Below are 14,096 nucleotides of genomic sequence, written 5' to 3' on the forward strand. Positions count from 1 at the left end.
AGGGAGCAATACTATGTTGTATTCTGAAAGAAATGGTTTTCGAAAAAATAAAGAAAAGACGGATAAAATAGAGCGGATAGCATATAAATTATTGTTGGATTGTTGTGAAAAATATAAAAGAAATTTAACATATCAATTCCCCAAAAAAGAGTATCATAGTTTTACTGACAAATCCTACACTACTTTTGATGAAACTAATTTTATAAATACTCTTAAATTATTAATTCCAGATTTATATATTAACGAAGCAGGGAAAGTAGATCTTCCCAGTGAAGAAAATTATAATCAACTTGCTTTGATTGATTATATAGAATTTTTTGCTCAAAATATTATGGACATCCGAGTGACGTGGAATAATTCTATATATAGAAATTTCGAGTATATTGATTGTTTAAGTACAAAAAATATAAGAGATAACTTTAGAGATGAAATTAATAATATTTTCAATCTAGCAGGTTTAACTTTTGAACTAACTGCAAACGGAAATATTGAGAGGATTAATGAATGCTGTTCTTTTGTAGATGAGATACAAAAGGATATTGAAAAAGTTAATGAAGATGGATTAGAGAAATTGTTGGAAGAAGCTGTTAAATTATATAAAGATCCAAATCCAGTGTCACAAAAATATGCAGTTGAAAAATTATGGGATGCATTTGAAAGATTAAAAACGTACTATGATGCGAATAAAAGACAGTCTGCAAATAAATTAGTTGATTCTATGGCAACAAATAATGAATATTTTTTACAAATATTTAGTAATGAGTTTCATGTACTAACTAAAATTGGAAATGAGTGTAGAATTCGTCATCATGAAATGGATAAGATAGAAATTTCCGAAGAGTATTATGATTATTTATTTCAAAGATGTATTTCTCTTATAGGATTAGCGATTAAATATTTAGATAAATAAGTTTCTTTTATAAAAAAATAATCCCAAATTAACGTTCAGATTAGGATAAAATTACTGTAGAATATCACCATTTACTATCAAAAATAAAGGATGATAACAATATGAAATTAGGGAAATTAGAAGAAGTTGATATTAGAGAAGTATGGAAACATGAGCAATATGATTTTTCAGAATGGTTATCTAAAGAAGAAAATATTGAGTTGCTAAATGATGAAATAGGGTTAACATTGACAGATATACAAAAAGAAGTCTTTGTGGGGACTTATCGTTGTGATTTAGTAGCAAAAGATGAAACAACGGGGATTAAAGTTATTATTGAAAATCAATTAGAAGCAACTAACCATGATCATTTAGGCAAAATTATTACATATGCTTCAGGGTTGGATGCTAACGTTGTTATTTGGATTGTTAAAGAAGCAAGAGAAGAACATAGAAGTGCGATAGAGTGGCTAAATAATAAGACAACTAATGAACTATCATTTTTTCTAATGGAAATTCGTGCTTATAAAATTGGAGATTCGTTGCCTGCTCCTAAGTTTGTGGTAGTAGAAAAACCAAATGATTTTGTGAAAACAGTAAATACAGGTATGGATAGTGGAGAGTTAAGTAAAGCCCAGGCTGAAAGATTGATTTTTTGGAATAGATTTAATGAAGTGTTGATTTCAAGAAATAAACCGTTTAATGTTAGAAAAGCCACAACAGACCATTGGTATTCTGTTGCGCTTGGTACGAGCGAAGTACATATAGAAGTTACATTGGTAAACAAAACTAATAGTATAGGAATCGAAGTCTACATTAAAGAAAATAAGAATTTGTTTGATAAATTATTCACCGTGTCTGAAGAAATAGAAAATGAGTTAGGGTTTAGTATGGAATGGATGCGATTGGATCATAAAAAAGCATCAAGAATTATTTGTTATATTGAGGGATTAGATTTTGATAATCATGAAAATTACGATGAACTAATGAATGAAGTAATTGACAAAGTGATTGTTGTTAGAAATGTTTTTAGAAAATATTTGTAATTGCAAAAAGAACGCTCAATGATTGCGAGCGTTCTTTTGGTTTACATAGTTTTTAGTATAAGAAGTATTTGTCGCAAAATTTGCGACAGTTGAAGTATCTAATTCTTCTTTTGCTGTGCTCTCCTTTAGTTTCGTTTCACTTAATTCATACCCTCTCAACGACTTCACAAATCCTATCAAAGCAATAATCTCTAATAATGAGATTCCCTTTGGCGGTTTTCAAAGGTGGAAGGTAGTGATTCTTTCTAGTAACTCTATCACAAGCAGCCATTGTTCGGTCTTTTAACTTCAATAGTTCTTCTTGGTTAAATGCCCCTGATACTTCTGCCATCCAAAAGTATAATTCCCCACATTTGACAGAATAAGGGAATGGTTTAAGAGGATCTGATTGGTGGGCACAATAACATTCAATTAAATGCCACCACTGTGTAGGTTTTGCTTCAAGATAATTCACTTCAACACCATGCTCTTTGGCATAAGTAATATATCCCTCACGTTCTTGTTGATAGCCTGACTTGATTAAAGATTCTGTTATCGGACAAGGAGTAACCTTTTTATCATAGTAAAAATTTTGTACTTGTTGATTGTTCATGATGTTTCTCCTTTAATTTTCTTAATGAATAATTATCCAATCCTCACATTACGTTCATAGCTAATATTGTGTTCCTTACAAAACTCTTCGAATTTTCTTGAGTCAAAATGATTGCCAAATTCTTTTTTCAATAGTTTTTTAGTATCATGATTCAATGGGATATTGAGATGATGCAAGAGATTAGTGAAGTTTGTATCATCTAACAAGTAAGTGACTTCATAATCGTCCCCATCAAAAATATCGACATCATAATCTTCATAGCCAATGATTACTGAACCATCTGGATTAAGTGTGAATAAAAATGCGCTGTCTGTCATTTTTGAACCTTCTTTCTATTTCAGACTTAGTTTTCCTTTGTTATCACCGATAACCGTTCCACTAGTACCAATTCCGAGATAGACTTTGTCATTATTAGAAGTGGTTCCTACAAAACGAAGTTCTGGAAGTACTTTTCCAGTGTATGTCGTGCTGCTTGGAAAGACGTAAACATCTATAATGCCTGCATCAAGAGGGAGTGAAGGGTCGGTTCCTCCGAAGCTAACATTATAATCTATGAGTTCTTTAGACTGCTTGGTAATTTGAACGGTCCATTTATTAACCCATTTTTCAGGAAAATCAATCGTAAAATACTCATTTTCGTAATGAACTTTTGCACGTTTTTCTTGTTCTTCTGTTATTGTTTGAATACGTGAATTCATTTTTTCGATAGTTTCATGAATTTTTGTAATTGTTTCTTCTATTGTTGAATCATTTGATAGAATTTCTTTTTCTTGAGTGATTGTGCTTAGAAGTGCTTCTAAGTTCGATTTTTTTGTTTGTAAGTTTTCTAAATCATTTTCTTTTTCAAGTTCAATAATAGTATTATCTCTTAAAACAATTTGATTATTATCAGTAAAATAATGTTTCATTTCTGAAAGAGTATGGGAATATGTTTCAGTAAGTTTACCGTTTGTCCCTTTATCTTTTTGATAAGTTTGATATTCATCTGTAAGAGATTTGAAACGTTTTAATTTTTCTTCTCGAGTTTCTTCTTTAGAAAAATCTTGAAATTGTTGTTCAATAGCATCAATTTTTTTATTGGTAGATAGTTGGTGTGCTATTGGAATAAATAAAAGAAATACGGACAAGATAACAAAAATACTTCCTGAGATTAAAATAACTTTTTTCTTATTCATCAATCATTCCTCCCTTATAAGTTAATTATATCAATACTAAAAGATACTTATCAAATTATTTTCTACGTCCAAAAAGTAATAAATCAGACTGTTCAAAATAGTGGCAATGGTGATAAAAGCTGGGAAACAGCTTTTATCACAGGGGGAAATCGAGACCGAGGCTCGATTTTTAGATATGAGACCCCAAAGGGGGCTGCTATCGTCTCTTGCCACAATTTCAAAGAAAAGTCTGTTTTATTACGAAGTTTAGGGATGCCTATTTCTGATTTAATCAACCTATGCTATAATCAGTCAAACCCATAGAATAAAAATGAGGAGAATCACTTTGAAATTATTGAAAATTGATCGATTACTATTGGAAACGACAAAACTTCCTATGGTAAAAATTGATAGAGAACTATTTTTAAGAAAAGAACTAAGGGATCGATATCGTCCAGAAGTAGTTGAATTAGCGATTCAATATAATCCAGCATATGCAGGAATTTCAGTAGAAGATATTAATCAAATTGCAAAAAGTTGTATTAAAGGAGAGGCTACCCAAGTAAGTACAATTTCTGCAGCAGCGGGACTTCCAGGAGGCTTTGCGATTCTTGGCTCACTTCCAGCAGATCTAGCGCAATATTTTGCTCATATTTTACGAGTTTTGCAAAAGTTAATTTATTTATATGGTTGGAGTGAACTGAATTTTGATGCAAAAGAAATGAATGAAGAAACAAAAAATTTACTCATTTTATTCATCGGAATAATGTTTGGTGTTAATAGCGCAGTAAATACGGTTCATGCTTTATCCGCGCAAATTGCAAAACAAGTTGCAAAAAAATTACCTCAACATGCCTTTACTAAAGGATTCATTTATCCAATCGTCAAAAAAATTGCGTCTATTCTTGGCGTTCAAATGTCTAAAAAAATATTTGCCAATGGAGTGTCCAAAGTTGTTCCAGTAGTGGGCGCAGTAACTTCTGGTGCATTGACGTATATTACTTTCAATGCAATGGCAGAAAAATTGAGAAAACATTTAGCAAAAGATGACTTAGCAAATATTGAAATTTATAAAGAAAAATCAGCTTCTCTAGTAATCGATGCTGAATTTATAGAAGAATAATTGGAAATCTTATCTCTCTGTCGAATGATGGAGGGATTTTTTCGCTACATAGATTATGAAGCAAATATATTGCAATGATAGCGTTTGAATGATATGATGGAATACCTGTTGTTAATGGGATTTAATAGATTTTTTTGATTGAATTTTTTGTATTAAAAATTTATGTAAATTTGTATTGAATACTCTAGCAAAGGTCTTTAAAAATTGTATCATTCCACTAAAGAAATTTGTAGCCAAACAGTCAAATAAAAGTGGTTATGAACGTTTTCAAAAGTCAAAATGATAACTGTTTTTTTCGGAATAAATCCTAAAATGTTTAGAAAATAGTATAAAATAATGATTGATTTTTAAAATTTTCTTGACAAGCAAAAAAAGATATGTTAAATACTTGACGGTTATTTTTTGAAGGATTTTTGAAACGCCATTTTTCAAATTTTCTTTGGAAGAGAAAACTAGAAGGGAAGAATTATAAATGACACAATTTGATACACCAGAATACTTAGCAAAAGTGGATGCGTGGTGGCGCGCAGCTAACTATATTTCAGTAGCACAAATGTACTTGAAAGATAATCCACTATTACGTCGTCCTGTACAAAAAGAAGACGTTAAACTACATCCAATCGGACACTGGGGAACAATCGCAGGACAAAACTTTATTTATGCACACTTAAACCGTGCTATTAACAAATATGACTTAGATATGTTCTACATTGAAGGGCCTGGACACGGTGGACAAGTAATGGTATCTAACTCTTACTTAGATGGTTCTTATACTGAATTATATCCAAATATTACGCAAGATGAAGCTGGCTTCAAACAATTGTGTAAAATTTTCTCATTCCCAGGAGGAATTGCATCACATGCTGCTCCTGAAACTCCTGGTTCTATTCACGAAGGTGGAGAATTAGGTTACTCATTATCTCACGCAACAGGTGCTATCTTAGATAACCCTAACGTAATTGCTGCTGCAGTTATCGGAGATGGAGAAGCAGAAACAGGCCCATTAGCAGCTGGTTGGTTCTCAAACACATTCATCAACCCTGTAAACGATGGTGCTGTACTTCCAATTCTTTACTTAAACGGTGGTAAAATCCACAACCCAACAATTTTAGCTCGTCGTACTGATGAAGAATTAACTCAATTCTTTAACGGTTTAGGATGGGATGCAATTTTCGTTGAAGGAACTGATCCTGAAAAAGTTCACCCATTAATGGCTGAAAAATTAGACGAAGCAATTGAAAAAATTCAAGCAATCCAAAAAGAAGCTCGTGCTAAAAAAGCTGAAGAAGCAACAATGCCTCATTGGCCAGTATTAGTAGTACGTACACCAAAAGGATGGACTGGTCCAAAAGAATGGAACAGCGAACCAATCGAAGGTGGATTCCGTGCTCACCAAGTTCCAATTCCAGTATCAGGTGAATCAATGGAACACATCGATGCATTATTAGACTGGTTGAAATCATACCGTCCAGAAGAATTATTCGATGAAAACGGAAAATTAGTAGAAGAAATCGCTGCTATTTCACCAAAAGGTGACCGTCGTATGAGCATGAACCCAATCACTAATGCAGGGGTTGTAAAACCAATGGAAATTACTGATTGGACTAAACATGCTGTTGATACTTCAACTCCAGGTGCTATCCAAAAACAAGATATGATTGAATTTGGTAAATTTGCAGCTGACTTAGTAAAAGCGAACCCAGAAAACTTCCGTATTTTCGGACCAGATGAAACTAAATCTAACCGTCTAAACGAAGTATTCAAAGCAACTAACCGTCAATGGGTTGGTCGTCGTGATGAAAGCTATGATGAATGGATTTCACCAGTTGGTCGTGTTATCGATTCACAATTATCAGAACACCAAGCAGAAGGATTCTTAGAAGGATATGTATTAACAGGTCGTCACGGATTCTTCGCTTCATACGAATCATTCTTACGTGTAGTAGACTCAATGATTACTCAACACTTCAAATGGTTACGTAAATCTAAAACTCACGCTCCATGGCGTAAAAACTATCCATCATTAAACTTGATTGCAACATCAACAGTGTTCCAACAAGACCACAATGGATATACTCACCAAGATCCAGGTTTATTAACTCACTTAGCTGAGAAAAAACCAGAATTCGTACGTGAATATTTACCAGCAGATACAAATAGCTTGATGGCAGTTATGGCTGAAGCTTTAAGTTCAGAAGATAAAATTAACTTAATCGTTTCATCTAAACACCCACGTCCTCAATTCTACTCTGTAGAAGAAGCTAAAGAATTAGTAAGCGAAGGATACAAAGTAATTGACTGGGCTTCAACTGTTAAAGATGGCGAAGAACCAGATGTAGTAATCGCTGCTGCAGGTACTGAACCAAACTTAGAAGCATTAGCAGGTATTTCAATCTTGCATAAACAATTCCCAGAATTGAAGATTCGCTTCATCAACGTTGTAGATATCTTAAAATTACGTTCTCCAAAAGTTGATCCTCGTGGTTTATCTGATGAAGAATTCGATAAATTATTTACAGCTGACAAACCAGTAGTATTCTGCTTCCACGGATATGAAGGTATGATTCGTGATTTATTCTTCGATCGTAACAACCACAATGTTCATATCCACGGTTACCGTGAAAACGGAGATATTACAACTCCATTCGATATGCGTGTTCTTTCTGAAATGGACCGCTTCCACGTTGCAAAAGATGCTGCAGTTGCTGTATATGGTGACAAAGCTAGCGAATTTGCTGCGAAAATGGATGAAACAGTGGCATTCCACCACAGCTATATCCGTGAACACGGTGAAGATATTCCAGAAGTAGTAAGCTGGAAATGGGAAAACGTTAATAAATAATAACGATTTTGACTGAATAGGGCAGTCGTCTGAAGATAGATTTCTATCTGAGGGTGAGCCCTATTTTTTGTATAAAAATGAAACGACTTCAAAATATAAGGATTTGCTATTTTAATATAGAAAATATACTTCTTTATTATATGTCCACCGAATATAGACAAATCAAAGAAGAGTTTGCTATAATATTCACACAAGTAAAGGGGAGTGAAAATGATGAATAAAATGAAGTTTTTATTAGGTGCGATGGCGTTATCAACTTTTGTAGCAACAAACAATGTTCAAGCTGCTGAAAATGAAGGGGTAATTCCAAAATGTGTAGTTCAAGAGAACGCTCTTGTTAAAGGGGATGCACATGTACCTGTATCGAAGTGTGGACAACCATTTAGATATAGTACGCCTGAATGGAAAGTTGAAAAAGACGGCAGCAAAGTATTGTATCGTGATGGAAAACGTGCGTTAAAATGGCAAGCAGTCGATAATACTTGGGTATTTATTGGAGATAACTTTAAACCATTAAAAGGTTGGCAAGTATTACCGGTTGTTCAACAAGGTTTGATTAATGTTGTTGAAGGTGATGATATTCATACATCTGTACCAGATAAAGGTTATTTTTACTTTAATGAACAAGGCTATTTACAAGAAAAATGGGTGTTCGATGATGGACATTGGTACTACATTCCAGAACGTGGTGTTGTTTCAAAAGGTTGGGTAGAAGTAAAAGATAAATGGTATTATTTCGATACATCCGGAAGAATGCAAACAGGCTGGAAAATGCTGAATGGTGTTTGGTATTACTTAAATGAATCTGGTGCAATGGAAACTGGCTGGGTTCAAGTAGATGGTAAATGGTATTACTTCAACACCTCAGGTAGCATGCAAACGGGTTGGGTTCAATGGAACAATGATTGGTATTACTTTGCTTCATCAGGCGAAATGAAGACAGGCTGGGTTGAGTCATCAGGTAAATGGTATTTCTTAAAAGACAGTGGTAAAATGGCTGTTTCAGAAAAAACATCCGATGGCTATCAAGTAGATGCAACTGGAGCATGGGTTCGCTAGGAAAGCAGTTGACAGTTTCAAGGATTGTCAGTATACTGATAACAATTAAATCGAGAGCAATGATCAAGCGCAGTAGAGACTAGCATCGGAGCAACAAGAGAATTGTCGGTAGGTGCAAGACAATCCAACCTAGAATCGAAGTACACTTGAGAGCAAACTGTGGAAAACAGCGTCTATCCGCGATAAGGATTTGAGAGGTAGTTTTTAACTACAATAAGGGTGGTAACACGGCAAAGTCGTCCCTAATAGCTTTTGGGCTATTAGGGACTTTTTTATTTGCTTAAAAACTGTGTAAGAAAATTGCAACAATATAAGGAGGATTTGTATGAATATTATTGATGATTTAATGTGGCGTGGAGCCATTAATCAAATGACAGATGAAGAAGGGTTGCGTCAATTAACGCAAGAAAAAGCAGTCTCACTATACTGTGGTGTGGATCCAACAGGAGATAGTATGCATATTGGACATTTAATTCCATTTATGATTTTACGTCGTTTCCAATTAGCGGGTCACCGTCCAGTTATTGTTATTGGTGGAGCAACAGGTTCTATTGGAGATCCAAGTGGACGTACAAGTGAACGTGTTTTACAAACAAAAGAACAAGTACAACATAATGTTGAAAAACTAACCGCTCAAATGAAACGTTTATTCTTAACAAGCCAAGAAGACCAAGAAGCTGTTCGTTTAGTGAATAACTACGATTGGACTAAAGAACTATCATTATTAGACTTCTTACGTGATTACGGAAAACATTTCAACTTAAATACAATGTTAGCAAAAGATGTTGTTGCAAGTCGTTTAGAAGTAGGGATTTCATTTACAGAGTTTTCTTACCAAATTTTACAATCCATCGACTTTTTACAATTATTCCGTAAAGAAGATGTTCAAGTGCAAATCGGTGGAGCCGACCAATGGGGAAATATTACAGCAGGTTTAGAATTAATTCGTAAAGTGGAAGGAGCAGAAGCTCGTGCTTATGGATTAACAATTCCATTAATGTTGAAATCTGATGGTACTAAATTCGGAAAATCAGCTGGTGGCGCTGTATGGTTAGATCCAGAAAAAACAACTCCATATGAATTCTACCAATTCTGGTTAAACCAAGATGACCGTGATGTGATTAAATATATTAAATACTTTACATTCTTAGAAAAAGAAGAAATTGAAGCATTAGAAACAGCTGTACAAGAAGAACCACATAAACGTCAAGCACAAAAACGTTTAGCAGAAGAAGTAACTCATTTTGTTCACGGTGAAGCAGCATTACAAGATGCGTTGAAAATTACAAATGCTTTATTTACTGGTGGTGTTCAACAATTAAATGCGGATGAAATTGAACAAGGGTTCAAAAATATGCCAACATTTGAAAGTGAAAAAGTAGAACAAAACTTAGCAACTTGGTTAGTTGATTTAGGAATTGAGCCAAGCCGTCGTCAATCTCGTGAAGATATTCAAAATGGTGCAATCTCGATTAATGGAGAAAAAATTACAGATTTAGAACATGTGTGGACTCCAGAACAATCCTTTGAAGGACGTTTTGTATTAGTTCGTCGTGGGAAGAAAAAATATTTCTTAGTCAAATTAAAATAATATTTGCTGAAAAGGTTAGAGAAATCTAGCCTTTTCTTATGCAATTGTCATGAAAAATATGACAAATTAGGGGTTAAAAAAAGCGATTATATCAGCTATAAAACGAAATGTTACAGTTTTGTTACAATGAAGATACAATTCTGCGAAATTTAACATAAGGCTTTAGTCCTATGTTATGATGATACCAGTCAAGATTATAAGCACTTTCATATAGTGCCTTTTATATAAATAAAACCGTTTGGAGGGAATCATTTGAATAAGAGGTTATTAACTTTCGTAGTAACAGGAACAGCGTTAGCATTAGGTACATTAGCACCTTCAGTAAACGCTCAAGATATTGATTCGCAAATTAACTCAGCAAATTCTCAAATTCAAAATTTAAACAATCAAAAACAAGCAGTAGCAGGTCAAGTAGAACAATTATCTCAAGATTTAACAAATGTACAATCAAGAATTAATTCAGTTCAAGCAGAACAAGAAACTGCTAAAGCAAACTTAGAAGTACTAAAAGCAGAAATTTCAAAACTTGAAACATTAATTGCAGAACGTAATGAACGATTAAAAGATCAAGCTCGTGCAGTTCAAGTAAACGGTGCGCGTTCATACGTTGACTTCTTACTAAATGCAGACTCTATTACAGATGTAGTAAATCGTATTGGAGTAATTGTTGACTTAGTAGGTGCAAACCGTCAATTAATGCAAGAACAAGCTCGTGATAAAGAGCAAGTTCAAACAAAAGAAAAAGCTCAAAAAGATAATTTAGATCAACAAAAAGCAAATGAAGCACAATTACAAAATTTACAAACTGAATTAAGTGCAACATTTACAAAACATAAAGCAACTTTAGCAAATCTTTCAAATGAAGAATTAGAAGCAATCGCAGCACGTGATGGCTTAGTTCAAGAAAAAGAAAGATTAGCAGCTGAAAAAGCTCGTGCAGATGCTGAAAAAGCAGCAGCACAAAAAGCAGCAGAAGAAGCTAAAGAAGCAATGTTGAAAGCAACAGAAGAAGCAGTTGCAAAAGCAGCGGCTACTCCTGCAGCAGCTACAGCATCAACTCCAGCTACAATTGCAGCGAAGAGTGAAGCAGCTTCTTCAACAGCAGCAGCTACAGCGGCAACAACTCCAGCGCCAGCTAAAGCAGCAAATATCGTGGTAGGTGGCTCATTTGCAGCTCCAGACCCATCATTTGTAGCAGCTTTAAATGGTGGATACTTCGGACAATGTACTTACTATATGTATAATCGTTTCGCTCAATTAGGAGCACCAATTAGAACTACAGCATTAGGAAATGCAGCTGAATGGCCAGCAAACGCTGCAGCAGCAGGTTACGGAGTTTCTTCAACTCCTCGTGCAGGTACAGCAATTGTATTCCAACGTGGTGTAGGTGGAGCAGACCCTGTATATGGTCACGTTGGATTTGTTGAACGTGTAAATGCAGATGGATCATTATTCATCTCAGAAATGAACGTACAAGGTGTAAACGTAATTTCAACTCGTACAATTCCAGCAAGCGTTGCAGCTCAAGCAACATATATCAACTTCGGATTATAATATGAATGAAAGGATGGATTCCGTTAAGGAATTCATCCTTTTTTTGTCTTTTATGGAGGGGATGGTAGCGTATCTTTGAAGTGTCAGTAGTGGATTTGAGGGTGAGTGAAATTTTTTAAAAATCGTAAAAGATTTTTTGTAAAAAATGTTGATTTTTTTATAAAAAAAAGTTAAGATAAATTCATCGCTTTATTTAGTAAGTATTTGCTAAATAATCGACTCTCTAGACTAACGTTAACTTTCGCCGTGATTGACACCGAAGGCTAGCGTTTTTTTTTTATCGTTTTTTTGTGGAAAATGAGTTACAATAAGAAAAGTAATCAATGAAAGTGAAAGGAAGTGAATCGATGGATACTGCTCTATTAAAAGAAAAAATTCAAAAGAAAAGTAAGGAACTTGGTATCGATAAAATCGGATTTGCTTCTGCTGCACCATTTGATCATTTAGCTCAAGGGATGCAAGAATCTAAAGAGTTAGGACATACAACAGGATTTGAACATCCGATTTTAGAAGAGAGAATTTACCCAGAGAAGATTTTTGATTCTCCTAAGACGATTATTTCAATTGCCCTTGCATATCCTACTTTACCAAGTCAGAAACCTGAACGTGTAAAAGGTGAGCGACGTGGAGCTTTTGCGAGAGCTTCTTGGGGAGAAGATTACCATTTTATTTTATCTAGAAGAATGGAAGCTTTAATTGAATATATTAAAAGTGAAGTGAATCAAGAAGATGTTGCGTTTAAACCAATGGTGGATACAGGAGAGTTGATCGATGTCCGTGTTGCTGAACGTGCGGGGATAGGTTTTGTAGGAAAAAATGGTTTATTAGTGACAAAGGAATTTGGTTCCTATGTTTATTTGGGCGAATTAATTACGAATATTGAATTTCCAGTCGATGCTCCTGTTGATTATGGGTGTGGAGATTGTACACGTTGCGTAGATTTTTGTCCGACGAATGCTTTATTAGGAAATGGTAAAATGAATGCCCAACGTTGTTTATCGTATCAAACACAAACGAAAGGCTTTATGCCGAAGGAATATCGTAAAAAAATGGGGCATGTTATTTATGGTTGCGATATTTGCCAGCAAGTTTGTCCGTATAATAAAGGAAAAGATTTTCATTTACATCCTGAAATGGAACCGTCTGTAGAAGAAACTCATCCATTGTTAAAACCATTAGTGACGATTTCGAATAAGGAGTTCAAAGAACGGTTTGGAAAGATGGCTGGTTCATGGCGTGGGAAGAAGCCGCTACAGAGAAATGCCATTATTGCGCTAGCAAATTACCGTGATAAGACTGCAGTTCCTCTATTATTGAAAGTGATGAAGGAAGATATGCGACCTGTTATCAAAGGAACGGCGGCTTGGGCTGTGAGTGAGATTATTAGTGAGTCGAGTGAAGAACTAATTCATTATTTTACAGAAATGTTAGAAAAAGCACAAAAAATTGAAGCAACAACGAAAGAAGAAGCAGACTTAGTTGTTGAATTAGAAGAAGCGATTCAAACATTGCACGAAAAATTACCAAAAAATCCTGAGGAGGGATCTTATGACGATTAATCATATTGTATTATTTGAGCCACAAATTCCAGCGAATACGGGAAATATTGCACGTACTTGTGCTGCAACGAATTCACCGCTACATTTAGTGGGGCAATTAGGATTTTCAACAGATGATAAGCATTTAAAACGTGCGGGTCTAGATTATTGGAATGATGTGGATATTACGTATCATGATTCGTTAGAAGCATTTATGGAGTATTTAGGCAATCGTCCTATTTATTTAATTACAAAATTTGCTAATCATACTTATGATGAAGTCGATTTGGCAAAGGATGAAGAGCAATTTTTCATTTTTGGAAAAGAAACAACAGGATTACCAGAAGAATTTATGCGTGAACATGAAGAGAGTTGTTTAAGATTGCCGATGAATGATACTCATGTTCGTTCCTTAAACTTATCGAATACAGCAGCAATTGTTGTTTATGAAGCATTAAGACAGCAACAGTTTAAAGGCTTAGAATTAGTTCATACTTATGAACATGATAAATTGAAATAAGGAGACAGGCAGATGAAAAACATTCCTTTGTATTTATGGAATACGATTATTTATGCATTATGTACTCTTTCATTCGCATTACTAGCAGTGGTGGATAATAAATGGTATGCATTAGTTGCTGCTTTATTTGGAATTTCTAGTGCTTTTAATGCGTATCGATATGTTAAAGATAAACAGAAAAAAGAAGA

12 protein-coding genes and 1 other annotated feature are annotated in these 14,096 nt (G+C 34.4%); of the genes, 9 read left to right on the forward strand and 3 right to left on the reverse strand.

Annotated elements, in window-relative coordinates; all coding sequences use genetic code 11:
• Positions 1–13 precede the first annotated feature (13 nt).
• Together RYK07_RS02050 and RYK07_RS02055 are read left to right on the forward strand one after the other, a co-directional pair.
• A complete protein-coding gene (locus RYK07_RS02050; RefSeq protein ID WP_314852152.1) occupies positions 14–910 on the forward strand; it encodes a hypothetical protein in 897 nt (298 codons plus the stop codon).
• Positions 911–1,011: 101 nt separating this feature from the next.
• Entirely contained in the window at positions 1,012–1,935 is a 924-nt protein-coding gene (locus RYK07_RS02055; protein WP_314852153.1) for a DUF4268 domain-containing protein, read from the forward strand.
• A 145-nt stretch (positions 1,936–2,080) separates the two neighbouring features.
• Here RYK07_RS02055 and RYK07_RS02060 read toward each other — a convergent pair whose 3' ends face one another.
• Genes RYK07_RS02060 through RYK07_RS02070 form a run of 3 tightly spaced genes read right to left on the reverse strand, consistent with a single transcriptional unit; the run spans position 2,081 to position 3,702 of the window.
• Positions 2,081–2,527 carry a hypothetical protein gene (locus RYK07_RS02060; RefSeq protein ID WP_314852155.1) on the reverse strand — a complete coding sequence of 149 codons (447 nt, stop codon included), beginning with the start codon at positions 2,525–2,527 and terminating at the stop codon, positions 2,081–2,083.
• A 32-nt stretch (positions 2,528–2,559) separates the two neighbouring features.
• On the reverse strand, positions 2,560–2,844 hold the full coding sequence (locus RYK07_RS02065) for a hypothetical protein (RefSeq protein WP_314852156.1): 285 nt from the start codon (positions 2,842–2,844) through the stop codon (positions 2,560–2,562).
• Between the two features lie 15 nt (positions 2,845–2,859).
• Complete coding sequence (locus tag RYK07_RS02070; RefSeq protein WP_314852157.1) at positions 2,860–3,702, reverse strand: hypothetical protein; 843 nt, start codon at positions 3,700–3,702, stop codon at positions 2,860–2,862.
• 325 nt (positions 3,703–4,027) lie between these two features.
• Between RYK07_RS02070 and RYK07_RS02075 the strand changes: the two genes are divergently transcribed.
• The 7 genes from RYK07_RS02075 (at position 4,028) to trmL (ending at position 13,908) form a co-directional block, all read left to right on the forward strand.
• A complete protein-coding gene (locus RYK07_RS02075) occupies positions 4,028–4,804 on the forward strand; it encodes a hypothetical protein (protein WP_314852158.1) in 777 nt (258 codons plus the stop codon).
• Positions 4,805–5,276: 472 nt separating this feature from the next.
• Positions 5,277–7,646 (forward strand): phosphoketolase family protein, encoded by a 2,370-nt coding sequence (locus RYK07_RS02080; RefSeq protein ID WP_314852159.1) that lies wholly within the window; start codon positions 5,277–5,279, stop codon positions 7,644–7,646.
• A 210-nt stretch (positions 7,647–7,856) separates the two neighbouring features.
• Complete coding sequence (locus RYK07_RS02085; protein ID WP_314852160.1) at positions 7,857–8,705, forward strand: hypothetical protein; 849 nt, start codon at positions 7,857–7,859, stop codon at positions 8,703–8,705.
• Between the two features lie 50 nt (positions 8,706–8,755).
• Positions 8,756–8,952, forward strand: a binding site (T-box leader).
• A 78-nt stretch (positions 8,953–9,030) separates the two neighbouring features.
• Entirely contained in the window at positions 9,031–10,296 is a 1,266-nt protein-coding gene (gene tyrS, locus RYK07_RS02090; RefSeq protein ID WP_314852161.1) for a tyrosine--tRNA ligase, read from the forward strand.
• A 252-nt stretch (positions 10,297–10,548) separates the two neighbouring features.
• Entirely contained in the window at positions 10,549–11,850 is a 1,302-nt protein-coding gene (locus RYK07_RS02095) for a CHAP domain-containing protein (protein ID WP_314852162.1), read from the forward strand.
• A gap of 347 nt (positions 11,851–12,197) precedes the next feature.
• Positions 12,198–13,409 (forward strand): tRNA epoxyqueuosine(34) reductase QueG, encoded by a 1,212-nt coding sequence (gene queG, locus RYK07_RS02100; RefSeq protein ID WP_006703218.1) that lies wholly within the window; start codon positions 12,198–12,200, stop codon positions 13,407–13,409.
• A complete protein-coding gene (gene trmL / locus RYK07_RS02105) occupies positions 13,399–13,908 on the forward strand; it encodes a tRNA (uridine(34)/cytosine(34)/5-carboxymethylaminomethyluridine(34)-2'-O)-methyltransferase TrmL (protein ID WP_006703219.1) in 510 nt (169 codons plus the stop codon). The genes queG and trmL overlap by 11 nt, the downstream gene beginning before the upstream one ends.
• The last annotated feature ends 188 nt before the right edge of the window (positions 13,909–14,096 follow it).

The organism is uncultured Granulicatella sp. (assembly GCF_963528315.1).
GTDB lineage: Bacteria > Bacillota > Bacilli > Lactobacillales > Aerococcaceae > Granulicatella.